General features: G+C 48.3%; 18 protein-coding genes, 1 tRNA gene and 2 rRNA genes. 11 read left to right on the top strand and 10 right to left on the bottom strand.

All coding sequences use genetic code 11. From position 1 onward, the window contains the following. The 10 genes from T500_RS0105330 to T500_RS0105375 form a co-directional block, all read left to right on the top strand. A 23S ribosomal RNA gene (locus T500_RS0105330) occupies nt 1–113 on the top strand; the annotation flags it as partial. A gap of 81 nt (nt 114–194) precedes the next feature. Next, nucleotides 195–307 (top strand): 5S ribosomal RNA (rrf, locus tag T500_RS0105335). 60 nt (nt 308–367) lie between these two features. After that, complete coding sequence (locus tag T500_RS0105340) at nt 368–1,483, top strand: sensor histidine kinase (RefSeq protein WP_028907255.1); 1,116 nt, start codon at nt 368–370, stop codon at nt 1,481–1,483. Nucleotides 1,484–1,629: 146 nt separating this feature from the next. Continuing rightward, entirely contained in the window at nt 1,630–2,151 is a 522-nt protein-coding gene (locus T500_RS0105345) for a YceD family protein (RefSeq protein WP_028907256.1), read from the top strand. Between the two features lie 22 nt (nt 2,152–2,173). After that, a complete protein-coding gene (gene rpmF, locus T500_RS0105350; protein ID WP_013063689.1) occupies nt 2,174–2,365 on the top strand; it encodes a 50S ribosomal protein L32 in 192 nt (63 codons plus the stop codon). Then, nucleotides 2,365–3,369, top strand: coding sequence for a beta-ketoacyl-ACP synthase III (locus T500_RS0105355; RefSeq protein WP_028907257.1), 1,005 nt, complete (start codon nt 2,365–2,367; stop codon nt 3,367–3,369). The genes rpmF and T500_RS0105355 overlap by 1 nt, the downstream gene beginning before the upstream one ends. A gap of 32 nt (nt 3,370–3,401) precedes the next feature. Beyond that, nucleotides 3,402–4,295, top strand: a complete 894-nt coding sequence (era, locus tag T500_RS0105360; protein ID WP_028907258.1) for a GTPase Era — start codon at nt 3,402–3,404, stop codon at nt 4,293–4,295. A gap of 2 nt (nt 4,296–4,297) precedes the next feature. Continuing rightward, on the top strand, nt 4,298–5,611 hold the full coding sequence (der, locus tag T500_RS0105365; protein WP_028907259.1) for a ribosome biogenesis GTPase Der: 1,314 nt from the start codon (nt 4,298–4,300) through the stop codon (nt 5,609–5,611). Beyond that, a complete protein-coding gene (locus tag T500_RS0105370; RefSeq protein ID WP_028907260.1) occupies nt 5,611–5,997 on the top strand; it encodes a hypothetical protein in 387 nt (128 codons plus the stop codon). Before der ends, T500_RS0105370 begins: the two co-directional genes overlap by 1 nt. A 31-nt stretch (nt 5,998–6,028) precedes the next feature. Then, on the top strand, nt 6,029–7,102 hold the full coding sequence (locus T500_RS0105375) for a hypothetical protein (protein WP_155267447.1): 1,074 nt from the start codon (nt 6,029–6,031) through the stop codon (nt 7,100–7,102). 621 nt (nt 7,103–7,723) lie between these two features. Here the strand turns inward: T500_RS0105375 and T500_RS0105380 are convergent. From T500_RS0105380 to alaS, 9 genes are all read right to left on the bottom strand, one after another. Next, on the bottom strand, nt 7,724–9,184 hold the full coding sequence (locus T500_RS0105380; protein ID WP_028907262.1) for an Ig-like domain-containing protein: 1,461 nt from the start codon (nt 9,182–9,184) through the stop codon (nt 7,724–7,726). A 197-nt stretch (nt 9,185–9,381) separates the two neighbouring features. Further along, nucleotides 9,382–10,512 (bottom strand): hypothetical protein, encoded by a 1,131-nt coding sequence (locus T500_RS0105385; protein ID WP_196243474.1) that lies wholly within the window; start codon nt 10,510–10,512, stop codon nt 9,382–9,384. 87 nt (nt 10,513–10,599) lie between these two features. Further along, the gene (locus T500_RS0105390) at nt 10,600–11,748 is read right to left on the bottom strand and encodes an OmpA family protein (protein ID WP_316930773.1); all 1,149 of its coding nucleotides are present in this window, start codon (nt 11,746–11,748) and stop codon (nt 10,600–10,602) included. 44 nt (nt 11,749–11,792) lie between these two features. Further along, nucleotides 11,793–13,775: a hypothetical protein gene (locus tag T500_RS0105395; protein ID WP_028907265.1), complete on the bottom strand. Its 1,983-nt coding sequence runs from the start codon at nt 13,773–13,775 to the stop codon at nt 11,793–11,795. Between the two features lie 209 nt (nt 13,776–13,984). Beyond that, nucleotides 13,985–14,065 (bottom strand) — tRNA-Leu (locus T500_RS0105400). A gap of 94 nt (nt 14,066–14,159) precedes the next feature. Next, nucleotides 14,160–15,155 (bottom strand): S41 family peptidase, encoded by a 996-nt coding sequence (locus T500_RS0105405; protein ID WP_028907266.1) that lies wholly within the window; start codon nt 15,153–15,155, stop codon nt 14,160–14,162. Next, nucleotides 15,152–15,916 (bottom strand): DUF3316 domain-containing protein, encoded by a 765-nt coding sequence (locus T500_RS0105410; protein ID WP_036908580.1) that lies wholly within the window; start codon nt 15,914–15,916, stop codon nt 15,152–15,154. Before T500_RS0105410 ends, T500_RS0105405 begins: the two co-directional genes overlap by 4 nt. Next, nucleotides 15,900–18,593 (bottom strand): DNA gyrase/topoisomerase IV subunit A, encoded by a 2,694-nt coding sequence (locus T500_RS0105415; RefSeq protein WP_028907268.1) that lies wholly within the window; start codon nt 18,591–18,593, stop codon nt 15,900–15,902. The genes T500_RS0105410 and T500_RS0105415 overlap by 17 nt, the downstream gene beginning before the upstream one ends. A 91-nt stretch (nt 18,594–18,684) precedes the next feature. Continuing rightward, a complete protein-coding gene (gene alaS, locus T500_RS0105420) occupies nt 18,685–21,351 on the bottom strand; it encodes an alanine--tRNA ligase (protein ID WP_028907269.1) in 2,667 nt (888 codons plus the stop codon). Nucleotides 21,352–21,479: 128 nt separating this feature from the next. Between alaS and T500_RS0105425 the strand changes: the two genes are divergently transcribed. Further along, nucleotides 21,480–21,827 carry a MerR family transcriptional regulator gene (locus tag T500_RS0105425; RefSeq protein ID WP_013063345.1) on the top strand — a complete coding sequence of 116 codons (348 nt, stop codon included), beginning with the start codon at nt 21,480–21,482 and terminating at the stop codon, nt 21,825–21,827. Between the two features lie 35 nt (nt 21,828–21,862). Here the strand turns inward: T500_RS0105425 and T500_RS0105430 are convergent, their stop codons facing one another. Then, on the bottom strand, nt 21,863–25,105 hold the full coding sequence (locus T500_RS0105430; protein ID WP_028907270.1) for a S41 family peptidase: 3,243 nt from the start codon (nt 25,103–25,105) through the stop codon (nt 21,863–21,865). Between the last annotated feature and the right edge of the window lie 11 nt (nt 25,106–25,116).

Raw genomic sequence — 25,116 nt, forward strand, 5'->3', positions numbered from 1 at the left:
CAAGATGAGGACTCCATTGAGGGTCGTCATAGACGATGACGTTGATAGGGTGCAGGTGTAAAGACGGTGACGTCAAAGCCGAGCACTACTAATTGCCCGAGATCTTTCGCTTCATGCTGATATTATCAGATGTAATCAAGTAGCTAAAGCAAGCTTTGCTACGTTTCTTGTGTCGACAATGTCAATAACCTATATTAGGTGGTTATTGCAGTGGGGTCCCACCTCTTCCCATTCCGAACAGAGAAGTTAAGCCCACCTGCGCCGATGGTACTGCAATGCAATGCGGGAGAGTAGGAAGCCGCCGTCTTTTTTAAAGAAGAGCCTCGAGAATACAATATTCTCGGGGCTTTTTCGTTTATATATATGTATGCAATGGACAGACAGAATTAGACAAACCAAAATACTTCTGGTAATAGCAGCTGTGGTAATAGCTGTTACCTCTTTATTGGTATCACATTTCTTGGTAAAAGACCTCTCTAACGAAGAGCGTAAGAAGATGGAAGTCTGGGCACAGGCACTCCATGCCTTGAACCATGCTGATGAGAATACCGATCTTTCTTTAGTACTCGACGTGATGCAAGGTAACACTACAATCCCTGTGGTTGTGTTGAACGATAAAGGAGAGATTGATGATTATCGTAATATCGATGATACGTTGCATCTGGATCAGATAGCCCAACGTATGCTGAAGGCGGGTGATACGATTGTAGTTGGTACCCAGGTTGTGTGTTACGATGAGTCGGTTTTGCTTAAGCGGTTGTCACAATATCCCTATTGGCAGCTGGGCGTGGTGATGATTTTTGTAGTGGTTGCCATCTTTGCCCTACTATCTTCCAAAAAGGCCGAACAGAATAAAGTTTGGGTTGGCCTGTCAAAAGAAACAGCTCATCAGTTAGGAACGCCTATCTCTAGTTTGATGGCATGGGTCGAAATATTGAAAGAGAATCATCCTGATGATGACCTGATACCAGAGATGGATAAAGACGTAAAGAGATTGGAGCGTATTGCCGAACGTTTTTCGAAGATAGGCTCATTGCCAGAACCAACACCTAGCTCGATGAACGAGGTGATTGTACATGTGGTAGATTATATGCGTAGGCGTACTTCAAATAAAGTTGAGATTTCTACCCAACTGCCAGATCACGACGTGATTGTTAATATGAATGCTTCGCTTTTTGAATGGGTGATTGAGAACCTCTGTAAGAATGCAGTTGATGCGATGGAAGGTGCCGGAAAAATTGCTATCCAGTTGATAGATGATGACCATCGTGTGGCTATCGAAGTTTCTGATACAGGTAAGGGTATCCGTAAAAAGGATATCAACCATGTTTTTACCCCTGGCTTTACCACCAAGCAGCGTGGTTGGGGATTAGGTCTTTCTTTGGCGCGACGTATTGTTGAGGACTATCATAAAGGTAAGATTTTTGTGAAGTCATCCGAAGTCGGAAAAGGCACCACTTTTCGCGTAGAATTGCACAAATAACCCTCGATTTGTGTAATATAAGGGCCTGATAACTAAGTAATTTGCACTAAAATGATAAAAAAATAAAATAAGCGTGCTTTCATTGAAAAAAAAGTTGTAACTTTGCAGCCCGTATAGCGCATTATTGCGTTTAAAAGTGTATAATAATGAATAGTCTGGAGTCGTTGAAGATAGATCTGAAGAGTTTGGTAAGCGAGGAAACATCCTTGGCTTTCGACTTGAACGATACTTACTTCGAGGCTTTGGATGGTGCTGAAGTGAAGAGGGGCTCTTTGCACGTGTCGGTGTCTATACGCAAGGCAACCGGCTTTTTCGAACTCCTGTTCCATACCGAAGGCACCGTTATTGTACAGTGCGACCGATGCTTAGACGATATGGAACAGCCGGTAGAAACCGACAACCGTTTGATAGTCAAGCTCGGAAGCGAATACTCAGAGGAAGATGATATCATCGTAGTGCCTGAGGACGAAGGAATACTCGACACCTCGTGGATCATCTATGAGTTTGTTGCGTTGGTAATACCCATCAGGCATGTGCATGCACCTGGCAAGTGCAACCCTGCCATGACGAAAGCTCTGGAAGAGCTGTCAGCTGACCGAAGCAGCGATGAGGAGTCCGACCAGCCCATCGACCCCCGCTGGGAAAAATTGAAGAATTTAAAAATGTAACAATTAAAAAATTTATAGAATTATGGCACATCCTAAAAGAAGACAGTCAAAGACTCGTACACTCAAGCGTCGTACTCATGACAAGGCAGTAGCTCCCACACTGGCAGTATGTCCTAACTGTGGTGCATATTATGTTTATCACACTGTATGCCCCACTTGCGGTTACTATCGTGGTAAGGTAGCTATCAAGATTGAGGAAAGCGTAGCTGAGTAATGGATAGAATCAATGCGATAATCACTGGTGTAGGCGGTTATGTGCCCGACTATATTCTGAACAACGATGAGTTGTCACGTATGGTCGACACCAACGATGAGTGGATTATGACGCGCGTTGGTATCAAGGAGCGTCACATACTTACGGAGGAGGGTCTCGGCACCAGCTACATGGCTCGTAAGGCAGCCAAGCAGCTGATGCAGAAGACCGGAGTCGATCCCGACTCTATCGATGCCCTCATCGTAACCACCTCTACAGCTGATTATAAGTTCCCTTCCACAGCCTCTATCGTATTAGGCAAACTCGGATTGAAGAATGCTTTTGCATTCGACTTCTGGGGCGCTTGCTGTGGATTCCTCTATACACTCGACGTGGCAGCTACGATGATTCAGAGCGGACGCTACAAGAAAATCATCGTGATCGGTGCCGATAAGATGTCGTCGGTTGTTGACTATAAGGATCGTCAGACCTGTCCTCTCTTCGGAGATGGTGCAGCTGCCGTTCTGCTCGAGGCTACCGAGGAACAGAATATCGGTGTGATGGACTCTTATTTCCGCACAGATGGTAAGGGACTTCCGTTCCTGCACCTGAAGGCTGGAGGTTCTGTCTGCCCACCGTCGCATTTCACTGTTGATCATCGTCTGCACTACCTCTATCAGGAGGGTCGCACTGTGTTCCGTTATGCAGTGACGAACATGAGCAACGACTGCGCCATCATCGCCGAGCGCAACGGTCTGAACAAGGACAACATCCAGTGGGTGGTTCCTCATCAGGCTAACATGCGTATCATCGAGGCAGTGGCCAAGCGCCTGGAGTTGCCAATGGAGCAGGTGATGGTAAACATCGAACGCTACGGAAATACGAGTGCCGCTACGATACCGCTGGCTATCTGGGAATACGAGAATAAGTTGAAGAAGGGCGACAACCTGATCCTCACCGCCTTTGGTGCTGGATTCGTTCACGGAGCTTCTTATTACAAGTGGGCCTATGATGGCAGCAAGTAAATTGACAAAGGATAATGGACAATTGAGAATTAATGCATAAAGCAGGATTCGTAAATATTGTTGGAAATCCCAACGTAGGCAAAAGTACGCTCATGAACCAGCTGGTTGGTGAGCGTATTTCTATTGCCACATTTAAGGCCCAGACCACCCGTCATCGTATCATGGGTATCGTGAATACACCCGAGATGCAGATTGTATTCTCGGATACCCCAGGTGTGCTCAAGCCAAATTACAAACTACAGGAGTCAATGTTGGCGTTCTCTGAGTCGGCCCTCCAGGATGCGGATGTGCTGCTCTACGTGACCGACGTGGTAGAGAACCCCGAAAAGAATATGGACTTCCTGGAGAAGGTGCAAAAGATGGATACGCCCATCATCCTGCTCATCAACAAGATTGATGAACTGGCTGGCGATGCCAGCCAGGCTAGTTTAGCAGCGATTGTTGAGCGCTGGCATGCCCTGCTGCCTAAGGCAGAGATCCTGCCTATTTCGGCTAAGAATAAGTTCGGTGTGGATATGTTGCTGAAGCGTATCCAGGAGCTCCTGCCCGAGAGCCCCGCTTATTTCGATAAAGATCAGTTAACCGATAAGCCCGCACGATTCTTCGTGTCGGAGATTATCCGCGAAAAGATACTCCTCTACTACGATAAGGAGATACCTTACAGTGTAGAGGTAGCTGTAGAGCGATTCAAGGAGGACGACAAGCACATCCACATCAATGCCATCATTTATGTGGAGCGCGACTCGCAGAAGGGTATTATCATCGGTCACCAGGGCGTTGCCCTCAAAAAGGTGAGCACCGAGGCCCGCAAATCGCTCGAGAAGTTCTTCGCCAAGCCCATCTTCCTCGAGATTTTCGTGAAGGTAGATAAGGACTGGCGTTCATCAGAAAAAGAATTGAACCATTTTGGTTATAATCCAGAATAATTATGGGAAATTTAGTAGCAATCGTAGGACGCCCTAATGTGGGTAAGTCTACACTGTTCAATCGACTGACAAAAACGCGCCATGCGATTGTCAGCGACGAGGCTGGTACCACTCGCGACCGCCAGTATGGCAAGTGCGAATGGAACGGTCGCGAGTTCTCGGTTGTCGATACCGGCGGCTGGGTCGTCAACAGCGACGATGTATTCGAAGAGGAGATCCGCAAGCAGGTGATTATTGCCACCGAAGAGGCCGATCTCGTACTCTTCCTCTGCGATATTAATAATGGTGTCACTGGTTGGGATATGGACGTAGCGCAGATTCTGCGCCGTGCCAAACTGCCCGTAATCCTGGTGGCTAACAAAGCCGACGATGGTAAGGACCTGTACGACCAGTACGAGTTCTATAAGCTGGGTCTTGGCGATCCGTATCCTATCTCTGCTGCTACTGGTAGCGGTACAGGGGATCTGCTCGACAAGGTACTTGAGATATTGCCCGAGAAGCCCAAGGACGAGCTCGAGGATGGTATCCCCCGTTTTGCGGTGGTAGGTCGTCCTAATGCCGGTAAGTCGAGCATTATCAATGCCTTTATCGGTGAGGATCGTAACATTGTAACCGATATCGCTGGTACCACCCGCGATAGTATCTATACCCGTTACGATAAGTTCGGTTTCGACTTCTATCTGGTAGATACTGCAGGTATCCGTCGTAAGAATAAGGTAACCGAGGATCTGGAGTTCTATTCGGTGATGCGCTCTATCCGTGCCATCGAGAATAGCGATGTGTGTGTGCTGATGCTCGACGCCACCCGTGGTATCGAGGCGCAGGATATGAACATCTTCCAGCTCATTCAGAAGAATAATAAGTCGCTGGTTGTAGTAGTTAACAAGTGGGATTTGGTTGAGGATAAGTCGCAGGAGGTTATCAAGACCTTCGAGAATGCCATCCGTAAGCGTATGGCTCCGTTTGTCGACTTCCCCATCATCTTCGCTTCGGCCCTTACCAAGCAGCGTATCTATAAGGTGCTCGAGACTGCCAAGCAGGTTTATCTGAACCGTAAGGCAAAGATTGGTACCTCGAAGCTTAACGAGGTGATGCTGCCCCTTATCGAGGCCTTCCCACCACCATCGGTTAAGGGTAAGTACATTAAGATTAAGTATGTGGCTCAGGTGCCCGACACGCAGATTCCTACCTTTGTGTTCTATGCTAATCTGCCACAGTACGTGAAGGAGCCTTACAAGCGCTTCCTGGAGAATAAGATTCGTGAGAACTGGGAGCTTACTGGTAGTCCCATTAATGTGTTTATCCGCCAGAAGTAATGCGTAAGCTCGTCTATCTTATATTGATAGTTATAGTAGTAGCCTGTAGCACCGGTGTGAGTCGCGAAGAACAAGCGGCTTTGGCTGCTAAAGGCTACTATACTCATTTAGTTCAGGGAGAGTACGAGCAGTTTGTTGAGGGCCGTTTTATGGCCGATTCGCTGCCTGCCGATTATCGCTCGCAACTGATCGAGGGCTATAAGCAGTTCTTTGCTCAGCAGATGGAAGCCCGAAAAGGCATACAAGAGGTATCTGTATCGCGTGCTTATACCGACAGTCTGGCTGGTTATACCAATGTGCTGCTGATGCTCTGCTACGGCGATAGCACCACCGAAGAGGTGGTAGTGCCGATGGTAGAACGCGATGGCCGCTGGATGATGAAGTAACTTAAGAATAACTAAAATATAAAAGTAAGAAATGAAAAAGATTGTTTTAGCAATAGCCGCTGCTTTGACTGTTAACCTGGCTTATGCCCAGGGCAACACCGATGGCAGCAGCAAGAAGAACGTGTTTGCTACCGAAAGTAAGAAGTTCACGCTCTCTTCTGTTACCGATTGGATGAAGGACAACGGTGTTTTCCAGAATCTCGATGTATCTGTAACCGCAGGTACCACTGGTATCGGTATCGATGTGGCTTCTCGTGTTCACGAGAACGTACAGATGCGTATGGGTTACGAGTATATGCCTCGCTTTAAAAAGAGCATCTACTTCCCTGTAGAGGTTGGTGGTAAGCCTGCTGTGGCTTACGATGCCAATGGTAATCGTGTAGAGACCACTTTCGACCGTCTTTCAAAGATGCTGCACGAACTCACTGGTTTTACTGTTGAGGACGAGGTTGAGATGGTTGGTAAGCCCACTGTCAACAACTTTAAGTTCCTGGTGGATGTGTTCCCCTTCAAGAATAAGCACTGGCACGTAACTGGTGGTTTCTATTGGGGCCCCTCACAGTTTGCCTATGCCGAGAACTCTACCACTGCCATGACTTCACTGCTGGCTGTAAGTATGTATAATCAGATTTACGAGAAGTGTGTGAAGGACGAGCCAATCATCCAGATAGAAGGCGACGAGGACGATCCTAATAATCCTGGTATGAACATCTTTCTGAACGAGGCTTACCGTCAGAAGATTCTGAACTACGGCCGTATGGGCTTCCATGTAGGTGACAAGAAAGAAGATGGCGAACCTTATGTGATGGAGGCTGATGCAGAGAGCGGTATGGTTAAGGTTCGTGCCAAGAGCAATAGTTTTAAGCCTTACTTAGGCTTTGGTTATGGTGGTAAGCTGATGAAAAGCCGCGACGATTGGCAGGTTTCTTTCGATGCCGGTATGATGTTCTGGGGTGGCACGCCAAGCTTGATAACCCACGATGGCACTAACCTTACTAAGGATGTTGAGAATATCACTGGTAAAGTAGGCGATTGGGTAGATTTCTTGGGTGGTATCAAGGTTTATCCCGTACTCCAGGTGCGTTTTACCAAGACTATTTTCTAAGTCTATTTTTCTCTAAATACTATAACACTACACCCGCTTTACTATGATAGTAGAGCGGGTGTAGTGTTAGGGTAAACGTTGGGTGGTGCAGGTGCAGCAGGTGGTGCTTTTTTATGGATTATAAAAAATAAATCCCTAAATATACCATCTGAGTATTTCTGAATTTAGGTATTTATTTTCGCGTTCGTATAGAAATACTCCACCTGCTGCACCTGCACCACCCAGAATACGAGATTGTATAAAAAATCAGGGCGGCCTATGGAGGGGCTGCCCTGATTGCATTATGTTAGATTCTTTTATTTGAATCTGTTGTTGCTTTACTCAGCTGCGGGCTTTGGAGTGATGGTACTAACCTTACAAAGGATGTTGAGAATATCTCTGGTAAAGTAGGCGATTGGGTAGATTTCTTGGGTGGTATTAAGGTTTATCCTGTACTCCAAGTGCGTTTCACTAAGACTATTTTCTAAGTCTATTTTTCTCTAAGTACTTTTCAATTGCAATCTAAGTACTTTGCAATTGTTTCCTAAGTACTTTTCAAAAATAACTCCCCGCTGTGTGTGGAAGCAGCGGGGAGTTGATTAGTTATTAATAATCTTAGGAATTAGATTCCTGTTGTTTAGATTACTTCTTAGGAACAGCCTGGCCCCAAATGTACTTGCTGTTTGAAGTAGTGCCTTCAATTGCAGTTGCTTTTGTCTTGTCGCTGGTATCGCCCTGCAGGAACTGGAAACCTGTAGCTGCAGTCAGACTACCCTTAACAGCTCTGTAGTCGTCGTTATAAGCTTGGAATGAACCCTTGTTAAGAACAACATCACCGATAACTGCGAAACTTGTCTCAGTGTCAGAGCCTTGACCTTGGGCAAGTACTAAACCACCATTCACTGTAAGTTTTCCGCTAAGTTTCATAGCGTACTTGCTGGTCCCAGTTGAATAAGCATTTAATGCACCTGCATAAACGTTAACGTCCTTTACGACAATTCCTCCATACGTAGTGAGTGTTCCTGCATAAATGTTAATCTCCTTGAAGTTTGTTATGCAATTTGCAACATTATTCCATGTATTAATATTGATATTAGGATTCCAGGCTTCATATGTACCAGCTGTTGCTCCAGGAATTGCTTCACCGAAGATATTAAGTGTAGCGTTATCTGTCTTATCATCAAGATTCTGTAATGATGAACCCCAACCGTTCTTAAAGATAAGTGTCACATCTCCCTTAATATCTATTGTTTTACTGCCGTCATAAACACCATTCTTTACGTAATATGTACCAGCCTCAACTGCGCTTGTTGCATTAAGGTCTAATTCCTTATACTTATCAGCAGTCAGGATCTCGCGCTTGCCTTCTTCGTTCATGTAAGCAATAGACTCCTTGATGTCAACCTTAACCATAGCAGTCCAATTGTCTTCGTCTGCTGCCTTCTTTTCGTAACCATCAGGGATGTTGTTAACCTTAGCATGGATATAAACAGTACCCTTGTCGCTGCCAACAGTAAATTTACCAGTTGCCATATCGATAGTGCTGTTACCTGTATAGGGGTTGTAGCCGCCATTACCATCATCTTCCCAGAGGCTATATTGTATTTCGCATCCTTCTGCTGGATATGGAACAAAGAATTCACTTGCTTCGAAGGTAGAACCATTATTGACAGTGTACTCTACATAAGATTCAATGTTACTCTTAAGTTTTACATTGGCATCCATTACAATGACCTTATAGGTAAGCTTGGTTGGCTCGAATACGCTTCTACCGTTTGTGCTCATACCAGAGATAACTGCGCTGATGTTGGCTTCACCTTCAGCTATAGCTTCAACTTCACCAGTAACAGGATCAACGGTTGCAACTTCTGTGTTGTCAGACTCGTAAGCAATAATTGCTGAACTTACGGCAGTTGCAGTAGCAATGATTTTCTTATCGCCAATCTTCATAGTTACCTCAGCACCTGGATCAGTCTTCCACTGAACGTAAGATGCAACAGGATTATCCTCCTGGCCAATCACGTCATCACAGCTTGAAATAACGAAAGCTGCACCGAGCAGGAGCGAAACCTGCATCAGATTCTTGAAATAGTTCTTTTTCATAAATCTTTTGTTTTAAGTTAATAAAAATGAATGTAAATTATTTATTTCAATTCGTACCTTTTAGAGTTTTACCATTTCGTTCCCTTGATGGTTATTCTATTTTACGTTATTGATACTGCAAATATAGGGATTTTTATTGAAAGTTACTCAAAAACGAAGAAATATTAACATAAATTAAGAAAAGTAATCCCGGAGGACTACTTTATCACCATTTTCTTTCCGTTCTGGATATAAATACCGGGTTTCAACTGCCGAGAATCGTTAATTCTGACGCCCGATAAACTGAAAGTTCCTTGTTTGCTGGTGCCTATTTCTTTGTCGGCATTGATGTCCTCAATACCTGCATATTCCTCGTAGTTTACCAGTCGGAAGTCGCCAGTATAGCCGTTGATTACTCTCAGGTAGCAGGTGTTCATTGGAATATGCTGACCATCGTTTGCCAAATCAGAGCTCTTGGCTGTAGTGAATATTATCTGGTTGGCATCGTTTACGCCTAATACTCTCATTGTAGTGGCATCGTATGCTATATATTCCTCATGTTTAGAGGTTGTAGAAGCGAAGTATGTACCAAGCAGATAATTGCCTGATATTGAACTTGAGTTATCGGCAACAGGCATAATCATGTTTTGTGCAGGATCGTTACTGCTGCATCTAAATATAATAGGTGTAGCGGCAGGAATTACGTCGTTAGTAATTTCGTTCAGTCGGCACATGCCTTCCTGTTCTCCATCAATATAGTATATCTTTATACCGTCGGATACCTTCTTGAATGCATAGTCGGCATAAAGTGTACCGTAATATCCGTCGGAAGCTTGTACTGTGGGCTGCAGGCCTAAGTAGTTGTCGCTTGTATTGATGGGCAGGAATTTCCAATATGAATAGTCAGAGTTGCTACCAGATTGCATTACATAGCCTTTATCAGCCGACTTTGTATTGTCGTAAAGTCGAACGGTAGCACCACTATATGTTACTGATAATACGTAGTTATCGTTTCCCTTTGAAGTTATATCGAGATATGTTTTTCCACCAGCTATCTGATAGATGCTTGTTCCTTGTGCTTTTAGATTATACTTAGATCCTACAGCCTCTACATATATTATTGAAGCAGGGTTACTCTTTACATAATCGAAACCGCGCCAAGTAATGATGTTATTAAGGTCGGCTGTAGTACTCGACATATTAACCTTACCTATAATATCATCGTTAATGGTGATATAACGCGAACTTCCATAGTTCTGTAAACGGTAGTATCCGTCGCCATTCAGCTGTGCTGAGGCGAGTGTTGGCATAAGAATAGAAACTAATGCACTTAGAATGACTCTTTTCATCGGGTTATCCTTTTTTTGTGGGTTTGAAAAAAGCCCAGCCCCTTTGTGGGACCGGGCTTTACTATTTTTGTTTTTGTAATCTTGTGATTACTCAGCGATTACGATAGATACACGGTTGCTGTCGTTGTCAGCGAATGGCTGAACACGAGCACCCTTGCTGTCGTAGCTGATGCGGCTTGCAGCGATGCCAGCCTTCTTCAGAGCCTTAACTACAACGTCGGCACGACCAGCAGCCAGGCGATCGTTGATGCGATCGTTACCTGTACCAGCGTCAGCGTAACCAGTTACGTTAACCTTAGCCTCAGGGTTAGCGTTCAGGTAAGCAACTACCTCGTCAACCTTCTGCTGCTCGCTCTTGCGGATAACAGTCTTACCGATAGCGAAGAAGATATCGCGACGGAGAGCCTCTGTCTTAGCCTCTGGCTCCTCAGCCTTAGCAGGAACCTCAACGATCTTCTCAACAATCTTCTCTACGTAGCGGATCTCTGGCTCTGGAGCAGGGATGAAACGTGTAGAGTAGGTGTTACCGAGGGCAATCTTCACACCAGCGAGGGCGTTGAAGTACCAATCCCAGTTCTTAGCCTTCTTTGAGTTGTACTTGTCGTTCAGGGTGTTAGCGCTCAGCTCGAGACCGATGCTAACCTTGTCGCTAACCTTGAAGTCACCCATCAGACCGAACTGACCCATGAGGCGAACCTTTGTACCGTCCCACAGATACTCCAGACCACGGTTTGTGGTGTAGGTAGTACCGTTGGCACCAACGATTGTACCCATAGCGCGGATAGCCTTATCAGCATCAGCAGCCTCTGTGTTAGAGAAACCGATGTTTACACCGATACCAGCGAATGCGCTCAGGTTGAATACACGGTTAGGATTGAAACCGAACAGTGCGTTAGAAACGTTGAATGTAGCGTCGATTGTAGGAGCTACATAGTTCCACTTCCACTTATACTCCTTGTTAGCAATGTCGAACTTGCTACCAGCCTTGCTCTGCCAAGCGTTAACGGCCAAGCGGGCACCCCACAGCTTTGAGAACTGACGGCCTACAGTAGCCTGTACGTTGTATGACAGCAGATCGCCGAAGCTTACCTCACCAAGTGTGTACTGAGCGCCCAGAGGCTGAATCTGTACATACCAGTGTGGCTCGAAGACGTATTCAGTCGTGCCCTTCTGCTCCTGTGCATTTGCTGAGATACCAGCCAACAGCATCAGGCAAGACAATATTGTTTTCTTCATTTTCATATTCTGTTTACTAATTATTTAAAATTCGCGAATGTTAATTACTTCACTACGTTGATAGCAACCTTCTTAGCAATCTGCTTACCGCTGAAGTCGAGAGCTGAGTAAACGATAGCCTGGTCACCCTCCTCGATCTTAACAGTAACCTTGCTGAAGTCTTTCTGGCCACGTGTCAGAACAACTGGGTTCTTAGCCTTACCATCCTTACCGATTACAGCAACATACTTCTTGTATGCAGGAGCGAAGAGCTCGTAAGTCATTGTTGTTGGGATGAGGTCAATCTCAGCACCAGCCTTTACAGATACGCCAGGAGCCAGACGGTTAACACCCTCGCTACCCTGATAGAGCAGTACTGGCTCGAGAACGCGTGTCAGACCATCGTTAGCAATCTTCAGGATTACCTTGTTGATGTACTTCTCGAGGAAGTTTGTAGCACGAGCCTCGAGGTTCTTAGCGCGGTCTGCATAGTAGTTAACGTCGTTGATAACCTGCAGAGCCTCAGATACCATCTCGTTCAGAGCTGTTACAGGAACTGAAGTGTAGAGAGCGTCAGCTGCATCAAGAGCGATAAAGTATTCTCTGTCTGCTGTGAGAGTTCCTGCAATTGTAATATTAGCAGGTACAATAATTGTTGTTGTAGAAGGTGCAGGTGCAGTTGCTGGAGAAACTACTTTTATAGTATTAGCAATAATCTTACCTGAAGCATTTGTCTTAAATGTCAAATATGGATTACCACCATCTGTCAACTCAACACTAACCTTAACGTCCTGCAGCTTAACATCGAGACGGTTCAGTCTATCCTGTACCTTGTTAACGAGCTTAGCAACAGCAGCGTCGATCTTGTCGAGGCTGATAGTGCGGCCATCAACACCCAGCTCAGCACCGAAACCGAAGCCGAGAGGCTTGTAAGCTGTAGCAGCGAGAGAGTAGTCAGAAAGTACGCTACGTGTACCAACAGTGTCGTTCCACTCAGCCTTCAGAGCCAGAGCTGGCATAGAAGGAATCTCGGTCTTGAGCAGAGTAGCAACAATCTGTGCACCATCCTTCAGAACCTCCTTAGCAGTAGCCTTAGCAGCTGAAGTAGTTCTTGCTGAATGATATGCGTCAGAAATGAGAGTTCTAACCTTGTCGGCGATAGTCTTGAAGTCGATCATCTGAGTAGGATCGATAACCTTCTTCAGTGTCTCAGCGTCGTCGAGGTCGATAGTAGCCTCAGCCTTCCACAGTGTTGGCTGGAACTCAGCACGAGTCAGACCCCACTCGAGAACAGTTGTTGTATCCTTCTCAGCCTTACCAATCTCTACGAAACTTGCTGCGTTCTGGCTGTTAACCAGTGAAAGAGCAATCTGCTGAGCCTCGAGGTCAGAGATGTTAGATGGGTTGAGGGTGAAGTACATTGTACCAGCGTTAGCCTTCTCAACTGGGAGGTAGTCGTTAGCACCCCACTCAGTCTTCTTTGCACCGGCGATATCGTTAGCTGTGAGAACAACACCGTGACCAGCAACGTAGTCGTCAGCCTCTGTTGAAGGGAACTCACCAGCGTATGTAGCCTGACCGTAAGCTGCACCCAGGAACTGCAGGTTGAGACCAGGGAATACCTTTGAGTTTGCAAGAATACCATTTGAAGTAGCATTAACAGTTACGCTTGTAACCATGTTTGTCAAAGCCTCAACAATCTTGTTGATCTTTGACTCAACCTGAGTCAGCTGACCCTCGATGGTCTTTGTAACCTGAGCCAAGCTATCCTTCTCCTGCTCCAGAGTAGATACACGGTTCTTCAGGCTTGTAACGTCGCTCTTCAGAGTCTTGATGTCGCCCTCAGCAGTGGTCATACGGCCTTCGAGTGCGTCGATGTCCTTCTCAGCCTGCTCTACGCGTGGCTCGAGGTTAGCCTTAACGGCATTTACCTGTGCCATCAAGTCTGTCTTTACATCCTCGCTTGTGTCCTTACAAGAAACGAATGATGTTGATGTAGCACCTACGAGGGCTACCATCAGAATACCATTGATAATTTTCTTTTTCATTGAACTTAAAAATTATAATTAAACAAATAAATAAAACAATAATATCGTACGTTAATTTATATAAATCGGTGACAAAAGTAGGAAATATAATTGAAACTTGCAAGAAATATTAGGTTTTTTTTTCAAAAAACCGCAAATTTCTGCCGAAATACCTGCAATATGGTAGTTTTTTCCATTTATAGCTCCTTTTTATGTTATTTTAAGTGATGTGCGCCTGACAGGACTCGAACCTGCACGTCATAAACACTAGATCCTAAGTCTAGCGCGTCTACCAATTCCGCCACAGGCGCAGAATCGACGTAAGTCAATTCGCATTTTGATAGAAATGCGGGTGCAAAGATAATGCTTTTTTTTTATTTGACCTACGGATTTAACGTATTTTTTTTAATTACTATTAAGTAAGGTACGCGCGTGTTCTATTATAGTATCTTTACCTTTGTTAAAATCTTCGTCGGTTAGCGTCACGTTGTAGTCGGGATCGATACCGAATTCGGTTTGGTTGTGGTTGGCATCGTAGGTAGGGCAGGCCGAGAAACGCACTGTCCAACCATTCGGCAGACTGGCGGTGAAGGGCAGGCCGCTGCCACCACCGGTACGGTCGCCCACTACGGTTACCTGTGGCATACATTTCATGTAGGTGGTAAACTCATTGGCGGCACTAAACACACCGCGGTTGGTGAGTAGTACCACCTTTTTCTGCCAGCGTAGGTTGCTGCTGGGCTCTATATACTGTGGCTCCTGTGCTGAGAAGTCGTTATGACCTTTACCGGTTTTATGCTGTATGTAGCCAACCAGTGTTTTCTGGTTGCAGAATCGGGCAGCCAGTTTCTCGGCATTGGTCAGGTCGCCGCCGCCATTGCTACGGATGTCGAGTATCATGCCCTGGCAGAACATGAGGTGCTGTATTACCTCGTCGAGATTACCTTCGCCCACAGCACTTGAAAAGCTGCCATAATATACATAGCCGATGTTATCGTCGAGGATGCGGTAGCGCAGGCCGCCGGCTATACGATAGTCGGTGCCTAAGTAACGACGCTGCAGGGTATCGCTGAAGTTGGTGGGGTAGTCCTCATGCCAGTTCCAGTAACGCCCATTGTCGAAAGCGGTGTAGAGGTTTACATGTCCGTCGCGCAGTTCGGAGAGCATATCGGTGAGCACCTCGAACAGCTGCTCGCGGTTCATATTGTCGTTTACACGTACCTTATAGGTCTGGTAAATCTGGTTCCAATCAATATCTTTGTAGTCGAAAAAACAGTAGTGCTCATCGATGATATGCCACAAGGCCTCGAAGTTGCCTGTGGGTGTATCGGGGCGTTCTTCCTCCTTTACGCAGGAAGTTATGGAAAAAATCAGGAGAATTAACAGCGTTATCTTTTTCATAGGCTGCGGGTGATGCCAAGCAGGATACGGTGGGTGTAGGTGTGCTGCTTGAGGTTGTTGACTTGGGCTTGCTGGTAGTTGCCGAGGTAGGCCAGGCGCAGTGCCCATTTTTGAGTGCAGTGCCAATCCACCGAGGCGAGTTGGCGGAAGGTGGGGGCGGAAACAAAAGTGGTGGGTACGATGTTATGATCGTAGTTGCCTCGCGAAAAGATTTCGTAGTAGCTCTGTCCGTAGTTAGGACTGAACATCACGCCTACCAGTGGCAGGTTGAGTTCGTAACGGGCAGTAAAACGGTGGCGACTGATGTGGAAACCATACGTGGCGGTAGCACTCGGCATGATGTTGAGTGCCGCACGGGCCTGGGCGGGGTTGTTGCTGCTGGTCATATTGTAGATAGCGCCAGCGCAGAGGTTGGCGGCTACACCTGCCTGCAGCTTCAGACCGTTGAGTACGGGACGGAAATTGTAGTAGCGTGCCCAGTAGAGGTTGTAAGTAATCTCCAGGTCGTTGATGTTATGGCTACGGTCGTGGGTGTTCGAGAGGTCGACCTCGTGCTCATAGGTGTTGCTCCAGAGTCGGGTGGTGTCGCGCTGCTCTTTGATATACATATAGGTAAAGCCCGTGCCGCTAAAGTTCTCGGGGGTTAGATAAGTATCGAGAACTTTGCTTGGGCCAAGGCCTATCATGTGTGATTTGTTCTGTGCGTTTGCTGCAGTTGCAGCAAAGCACAAAACAAACAATATATTACTTAAAATCTTCATTATCAAAAAGATTTAGCTGGCCGGTGAGCTCGTCGCGTACCTGCTGCTCGCTTTTTCCGGCATCGGGATCGAGGTCCTCTAGTTCCTCGGCCGATTCGGCCGAGGGGCTATTATCGCTAGTATCACTAGCTGGGCTAGAATTTCTAGGGTCTAGCTGGGGATCCAACTCCTCGATGCTTTCGAGGGCGTAGGTGGTCAGACGCTTACCCTTGGCCTTGTAACCCTTTACGGCAATGAACTGTTCGGCATCAATCTCCTCGCTGCCACGGAAGGCATCGGCACCGCCGTAGGTTACCTGCAGACGGGGATAAGGCGTGTCGGTGAGCAGCAGCAACTGTGACGATGGATTCTCCGAGAGCCAGTTCTGCTTTTTCTTAGTGGCATCCATCTGGAAGCGCTTGAGATAAGGATAGCCCTGGTTGTCGGCATCGTAGAGGACGGCCGTCCAAACCTTGTCGGCATCGTATTTCTCGATGCGCAGGATGTTCGACTCGTAGTGGTTGTTCAAATCAAAGTTGCTCAGATAGTAGTCACCATTCGAAAGGATAACCAGTATCTGGTCGTCGTCGTAGAACTCGCCTAACATCTTTCCATGGTCGTCGTAGTTCAAACGGTTTACGTCGGGATCGAACCACACCTTGCGACCACCCAGTGTAGAGTGTCCGTGACTTTTCAGTCCGATGCGGGTTACCTGATACTTGGTGAGCAGGTTACCCTTTGAGGCGCGGCCCTTGATCATAATCTCTGAGAAATCTTTGACTAAGAACACACGTTTGATGTTCTGTGAGGGGTCGAGTGTTACCTTGATCACCTCGGCCTCGCCGTTGGGGTTGGCGGTGAAGTACATCACGCGACTGCCGTCGGTGCCCTGTGTCAGGTCGTACTCCTTGTCGCGGGTCATGCTGGTAACGTTAAAACGCTTGATGTAGCAGGCGCCCTTCTTACCATCGCGATAAACGGCATTATAGATGGTACGTGAGTCGTTCTTCTTGAATACGTTCACATACAGGATGTTCTTACCTACAAACAGTTTCTCGGCTACGCGTACAATCTTGTATTTACCATCTTTATAAAAAATGATGACATCGTCGAGGTCGGAGCAGTTGCATACAAACTCGTCCTTCTTCAGTCCGGTGCCGATAAAGCCATCGCTGCGGTTGATATACAACTTCTGGTTGGCTTCGGCCACCTTGGCTGAGTCGATGGTGTCGAAATTGCGAATCTCGGTCAGACGTGGATGGTCCTTACCGTACTTATCCTTCAGGAACTGGAACCAGTTGGCAGTTACCTCTACCAGGTTGGCCAGGTCGCGGTCGATCTCCTCAATCTCTGCCTTCAGACGTGCCATGAGCTCGTCGGCTTTATCCTTATTGAATTTCAGGATGCGCTGCATTTTTATCTCCAGCAGCTTCAGGATGTCGTCCTTGGTTACCTCGCGGATAAACTGTGGATAGTAAGGTGTGAGTCGCTCGTCGATATGTTCGCAAACGGCATCTACGTTCGGTGCCTGTTCAAATTTCTTGTCTTTATAGATACGCTCCTCGATGAAAATACGCTCCAGACTCTGGAAGTGCAGCTGTTCTAACAGCTCGCCCTTGCGGATTTCCAGCTCCTGACGAATCAGGTCCTTGGTGCGCTCAACCGAATGACGCAGCACATCGCTCACGGTGAGGAACTGTGGCTTGTTGTCCTCGATCACGCAGCAGTTAGGCGATATGCTTACCTCGCAGTCGGTAAAGGCATAGAGGGCGTCGATGGTCTTATCGCTCGATACGCCTGGTGCCAGGTGTACCTGGATCTCAACCTCGGCTGCTGTGAGGTCTTCAACCTTACGGGCCTTGATTTTTCCTTTTTCGATGGCCTTTACGATAGAGTCCTGCAGGGTCTCTGAGGTTTTTGAGAATGGTATCTCGCGGATGACCAGCGTTTTCTGATCGATCTTCTCGATCTTGGCGCGTACCTTGACCACGCCGCCACGCTGACCGTCGTTATATTTCGAAACATCGATGCTACCGCTGGTGGGGAAGTCGGGGTAGAGTGCAAATGGCTGCTGGTGCAGATAGCTGATGGCTGCATCGCAGATTTCGCAGAAGTTGTGTGGCAGGATTTTTGAACTCAATCCTACGGCGATACCCTCGGCACCCTGTGCCAACAGCAATGGGAATTTGACAGGGAGTGTGATTGGCTCCTTGTTACGACCGTCGTACGACATCTTCCACTCGGTGGTCTTGGGATTAAACACTGTGTCGAGGGCGAACTTAGAAAGGCGTGCCTCGATATATCGTGGGGCAGCAGCCGATGAACCCGTGAGGATGTTTCCCCAGTTACCCTGCGTGTCGATGAGCAGGTCTTTCTGTCCCAACTGCACTAAGGCGTCGCCGATAGAGGCATCGCCGTGGGGGTGGAACTGCATGGTATGACCTACGATGTTGGCTACCTTGTTGTAGCGTCCATCGTCCATACGTTTCATAGAGTGCAGAATTCTGCGCTGTACGGGTTTCAGTCCGTCGCCCAGATGGGGTACGGCGCGCTCCAGAATTACGTAGCTGGCGTAATCCAGAAACCAGTTCTGATACATGCCGCTAAGATGATGAACCGCTGCGGCATCAAAGCGGTTGCTTGGTTTATAGTCGGAGTGCTGTTCCGACTGTTCAATCTCTTTAATCTCGTCGTCCATTCCTTTTTTATGCTGCGGTTTTTAGTACACGTAGAAAAAATTGCTAGTACACGTAGCCGTATTATTTTCTACGTGTACTAGCAAAAACAGGTTAGTTAAGCTTTGCCAGCTCTAACACCTTGTCAACGGCGGCGCTCAAGCCGTCGGCGTTCTTACCACCAGCCTGGGCAAAGTGAGGCTGACCGCCACCACCACCCTGGATGAGCTTAGCAGCCTCGCGAACCATCTGACCGGCATTCAGTCCGTGGTCGCTTACCATATCGTCGCTCATCATGATGCTAAGCTGTGGTTTATTGTTGTCGTGAGTACCCAGTACACACAGCAGTGAGCCCTCTACAGCTGCGCGAATCTTAAATGCCAGATCCTTGGCAGCAGCAGGATTCATAGGCAGAACGGCAGAAACAACCTTGACGCCGTTTACCTCGCGAGCCTTGTCGACCAACTGCTTGGCAGCGCGCTCTACAGCCTGTGCCTGGAAAGCCTCAATCTCCTTCTTCATAGAGTCGTGCTCCTCGATATACTTCTTGATAACACCCTGCAGGTCCTTGGCATTGTTAAAGAATGCCTTAACAGCCTTCAGGATATCCTCGGTCTGGTACAGCAGTTCCTCGCACTCCTGACCGGTCTTGGCCTCGATACGACGGATGCCGGCAGCAACGCTGCTCTCAGAGATAATCTTGAAGAAACCGATACGTCCGGTGCTTGAAGCGTGGATACCACCACAGAACTCGCAACTTGGACCGAAACGAACCACACGAACCTTATCGCCGTACTTCTCGCCGAACAGGGCGATAGCACCAAGCTTCTTAGCCTCGTCGAAAGGTACGTCGCGGTGCTCATCGATGTGAATGTCCTGACGGATCATATCGTTAACCATACGCTCAACCTCGCGCAGCTGCTCGTCGGTAACCTTCTCGAAGTGTGAGAAGTCGAAACGCAGGGTGTCGGGGCTTACAAACGAACCCTTCTGCTCTACGTGGTCGCCGAGAATCTGCTTCAAAGCATAGTCGAGCAGGTGAGTAGCGGTATGGTTAGCGGCCGAAGCGTTACGCTTGTCGGTATCAACGCATGCCATGAACTGGGCTGCGGGATCCTTTGGCAACTGCTTCACGATGTGAACGCTCTGACCGTTCTCGCGCTTGGTATCGATGATGTTGATGGTCTCGGCCTCGTTAACGAGTACACCGCAGTCACCAACCTGTCCACCCATCTCACCATAGAATGGGGTGTTATCGAGTACCAGCTCGTAGAACTCATTCTTTTTCTGAGTTACCTTGCGGTAGCGGATGATATGGCACTCGTATTCGGTATAATCATAACCAACGAACTGCTGTTCTCCGGCGGCCAGTTCAACCCAGTCGCTGTTCTCAACGGCAGCGGCGTTACGGGCACGGTCCTTCTGCTTCTGCATCTCAACATTGAACTGCTCTTCGTTAACGGTGAAGCCGTTCTCGCGACAGATGAGCTCGGTGAGGTCGAGAGGGAAACCGTAAGTGTCGAACAAACGGAAGGCCTGTACGCCATCCAGTTCGGTCTTACCCTCGGCCTTGAGGGTGTTCATGGCATCGTTCAGCATACCGATACCCTTTTCGAGGGTGCGGAGGAACGACTCTTCCTCTTCCTTGATCACCTTAGTGACAAGCTGCTGCTGAGCCTCCAACTCGGGGAAGGCACCGCCCATCTCGGCAACGAGTGTTGGAACGAGCTTGTACAGGAAACCATCCTTCTGGTTCAGGAAGGTATAGGCATAACGTACGGCACGGCGCAAGATACGACGGATGACATAACCTGCCTTGGCATTAGAAGGCAGCTGACCGTCGGCAATCGAGAAGGCAACGGCACGCAGGTGGTCGGCGCAAACACGCATAGCCACGTTGATGTCGTCCTGCTCCTTGCTGATGGGACTCTCGGTCTCCTCCTCGAAGGTGAAGTACTTCAGTCCGGTAATCTGCTGCTCGGCCTTGATGATAGGCTGGAATACGTCGGTATCATAGTTAGAGTGCTTGCCCTGCATCATGCGGACCAGACGTTCAAAGCCCATACCGGTATCAATCACGTTCATTGACAGAGGCTCGAGTGAACCGTCGGCCTTGCGGTTGAACTGCATGAATACGATGTTCCAGATTTCGATAACCTGTGGGTCGTCCTGGTTAACCAGCTCACGACCGGTCTTGCCGCTGGCAGCTTTCTGCTCAGGGGTGCGGCTATCTACGTGGATCTCAGAGCAAGGACCGCAAGGACCTGTATCGCCCATCTCCCAGAAGTTATCGTGCTTGTTTCCGTTGATGATGTGATCCTCGGGTACGTGCTTTGCCCAGTACTTGGCAGCCTCGTCGTCGCGAGGGATGTTCTCCTCGGGCGAGCCCTCGAATACGGTCACATAGAGATCCTCAGGATTCAGCTTCAGCACGTCAACCAGATACTCCCATGCCATATCGATGGCGCCCTCCTTGAAGTAGTCGCCAAAGCTCCAGTTACCGAGCATCTCGAACATGGTGTGGTGATAAGTATCGTGTCCAACCTCTTCAAGGTCGTTGTGCTTTCCTGATACACGCAGGCACTTCTGTGTATCCGCTCGACGGCGTGGCTCTGGGTCGCGAGTACCCAGGATGATATCTTTCCATTGGTTCATACCTGCGTTCGTAAACATCAGTGTGGGATCGTCCTTGATCACCATTGGGGCTGATGGTACGATAGCGTGCTGCTTCGACTCGAAAAACTTCTTGAATGAGTCGCGAATCTCATTTGCTGTCATCATCTTATTTTACTATTTGACAATTTATGATTTACCATTTATAAATTTGGGTGCAAAGTTACACATTTTTTTCGTAAAAGTTTTGAGATTTCGGTGAAAAAGTTTACCTTTGCAGCAAAATAGTAGTAATTATGGCACTGAATTTGAATAGGAGGCTGAAAACGTACTACTCCATTAGGGAGGTAGCCGAGATGTTCGATTTGAACGAGAGTACGCTGCGCTACTGGGAAACTGAGTTTCCATTCCTGAAGCCAAAGACCTCGGGAACTGCGAAAATACGTCAGTATCAGGAGAAAGATCTGGATCAGATACGCCTGATACACAACCTGGTGAAAGTGCGTGGATTCAAGATTGCTGCTGCACGTGAAATGTTGACTAAAAACCGACAAGGCGTGCAGAAAACAGCCGATGCCTTACAGAACCTGATTGCGTTGCGCGAAGATTTGCAAGTGCTTAAAAGTCATCTCGATGCGCTCTAAATAAATAAGCCCCGCCAACCGGCGGGGCTTTTTGTTTATCGTTTGTGACCTCCAAAATCATTCTTGGTCTTTTCCTTGAAGGCAGCGCCTTCCTTGAGCATCTCCTGTACGGCACGCTCTAACTGACGGTCGTGACCGTTAAGGTAATCCTCGGGGGTGTTGTAAACCTCGATGTCGGGCTGCAGTGGGGTGTTCTCACCATAGTCGCCACGCACATCGATACGGCCTACCTGTGGAATACCGAATACTACGCCGTTGACAAGCGTCTCCCACCAAACACTGGTGGATGTTCCGGCTACAGGCGCACCAATCAGCTTACCAATCTTCATGTCCTGATACTGACGGGGGAATCCGCAGGCATTGCTATAGTCGTCTTCGCACAGAACAACGCACGATGGCTTGTTCCACTGGGCTGATGGCTCGATACCTAAGTATTTGCCATGGGCCATGAAGTGTGAGTGCTGACGGCCATTGAGCAGATGGCAAAGATCGTCGTGCAGATAGCCACCACCATTATGGCGCTCATCTACTATCACGGCATCGCGCCCGCGGTTGGTCTCGTTCAGAATCTCCTCATACAGTTCACGGAATTTGGCACCGTTCATCGATGAGATGTGTACGTAAGCCAGACGACCGTTCGACAGACTGTCGACCAGTTTGCGGTTTCGCTCTACCCAACGATCGTAAAGGATATTGTTGTATGCGGTGAGCGAGATGGCTTTGATGTTCACGATACGACCATTGATGGTGAGACGTACCACCTTACCGGTCTTCCCAGCCAGCAGGGGATAGTAGTCGTCGCCTTTCCTGATTGGTGTACCGTCGATGGCCTCGATAATGTCGCCAGCCTTGACGCCGGTGTTACGTACAGCCAATGGCGAGCCCTTGGGAATCTCGGCAATCTTCAGTCCGTCGCCCTTGTAGCTGTCGTCGAAGAACAAACCTAACGAGGCCGTGCGGAACTCAACGGGATTCTGGTAGCGGGCACCAGTATGCGAGGCATTCAGCTCACCTAACATCTCGGCCAGCATATCGCGGAAGTCGTACACGTTGTTGATGTATGGCAGGAACTTTTCGTAGATTTTCTTATATCCAGCCCAATCCACGCCATGCAGGTCGTCGCGGTAGAACTTATCGTCAACCTGACGCCAGATATGCTCGAACAGATGCTGGCGCTCTTCAAACGGACGGTTGTTGAAGTCGGCTTCGAAATCAATAGCCTTACGGCTGCCTTTCGCGATGTCGATACGGCGCAGCGAACCCTTATTCATAAAGAATAGGTTTTTACCTTTCTTGTCGGTGCTCAGGCGTCCGTTGCCTACGCCACGGATCACCAGCTCGCTCTTATCCTCCAGCAGGTCGTACTTCCACAGGTCGTAGCCATCCTCATAGGCAGCCTGGTAGTACAGGGTGTCGCCCTTTGGTGTGAGGTAGGCATCGCCCAAGCGGGTAGAGTGGGCGGTCAGGCGTACAATACGGTCCTTAGCATTCTCCAGGTCGAACTGCAAAGGTTCAACGGCTGGCTTCTTTTCTGCAGCTTTCTTATCCTTGCTGTCGGTAGCCGTGTTTTCTTTTTTGGCAGGCTTGTGAGCCTCGTCGTAGATGGCCTTCTCCTCCTTCGACATCTGGAAACGTTCGTAGGCATCGATATCAAAGAACATCAGGAAATAGTCGTTCTGCCATCCGTGTCCGCCGTGGTTCTTGAAGCCTCTGCGGTTGCTTGTGAACAGCATGGCCTTTCCACCGAGAACCCAGTGAGGGTTCATGTCGTAGTAAGAACTATTGGTCAGATTGTAGGGCTTCTGTTTACCCGAGGCATCAATCAGCGCAATATCATCGTGGTGGTAGCCGCCGTCGCCATAGTAGGTGGCCAGCAGCCAACGGCTGTCGGGACTCCACTCAAAGTCGATGTCGCCATCAGAGTATGAGAAGAGATCCTTGCCGTCCATGACGGTACGTATTTTCTTGGTGGCTAAATTGATGATGCGGATGGTGCCGCGATCCTCGAAGAAAGCCAACTCCTTACCATCGGGACTGTAGCGGGGATAGAACGAGGTGTGGTTGTGCTTGGTGAGCTGCTCTTCGGTAAAGTCGGTAGCATAAGCAAACTGCTTCTCGTCCTTGTTCTTGATGGTTGTCTGGTAGATGTTCCAGCAGCCATTACGCTCTGAGGCATAGGCCAGCGAACGTCCATCGGGTGAGAAACTCAGGTTGCGCTCCAGCTCGGGGGTGTCGGTAATACGACGGGTGGTCCTGTAATCGGTAGAGGTTACATATACCTCGCCATGTACAATGAATGCCACCTCCTTGCCGCTGGGCGAAGCTACCACCTCGGTAGCACCCTTGGTAAGCACCTCGCGGATGAGTTCGCGATCGGTCTTGTCGCTGACGATATTGATGTTTACACGCTGAGGCTGACTGCCCTGACGTACGGTGTAGATCTCGCCATCGTAGCCATAGCACAAGGTTCCGTTGTCAGCTGCGCTGAGGAAACGTACGGGGTTGGTCTTATGACGTGTAATCTGCTGGTTCTGTTTGCCGTCCAGACTGCGGTACCAAACGTTAAAGGTGCCATCCTGCTCGCTCAGGTAGTAATAACCCTTACCATCGGCAGTCCACACTGGTGTGCGGTCTTCGCCGGCAAAGTCGGTAAGCTTGGTGTATTTTCCCTTCGACAGCAACCAGATATCGCGGCAGATTGCCGACTGGTGGTGCTTGCGGTACATATCCTCGCTGCCCTTGATGTCGTGATACAGCACATCGCCCGTTTTACGGTTGATGTTGATATCGGCCATCATCAGACCAGAGAACAAGCGTGGGCGACCGCCCTTTATGCTAACCTCGTATACCTGAGGGAATTTCCCAAGGCTGGGGATGATACTCTGGCGTGTGGGCATGTCGGCCATGCTGAACAGCACATGGTCGTTGTCGGCAAATGTCAGCACGTTCTTAAAATGACTACTGGTGGTAATCTGCTGTGGCTGTCCGCCCTTGCTGGGCATTACCCACACATTGATGCCACCCTCACGGTCGGAAGCAAAAGCAATCTTGCTGCCGTCGGGGCTCCAAACAGGATTGTAGTCGTAAGCAGGGTTGGTGGTAAGCTGCTTGGCTGTGCCACCAGTAACGGGCACTGTAAACAGGTCGCCCTTATACGAAAATGCAATCGTCTGTCCGTCGGGCGAAATGGCGCAGAAACGCATCCAGAGCGGACGCTCCTGGGCGATGGCCACGAGTGACAGTGTAGTGGTTAAAACTGTAATTAGTAATTTCTTCATATATATACCTT

This window comes from Xylanibacter ruminicola Ga6B6, from assembly GCF_000687715.1.
GTDB lineage: Bacteria > Bacteroidota > Bacteroidia > Bacteroidales > Bacteroidaceae > Prevotella > Prevotella ruminicola_B.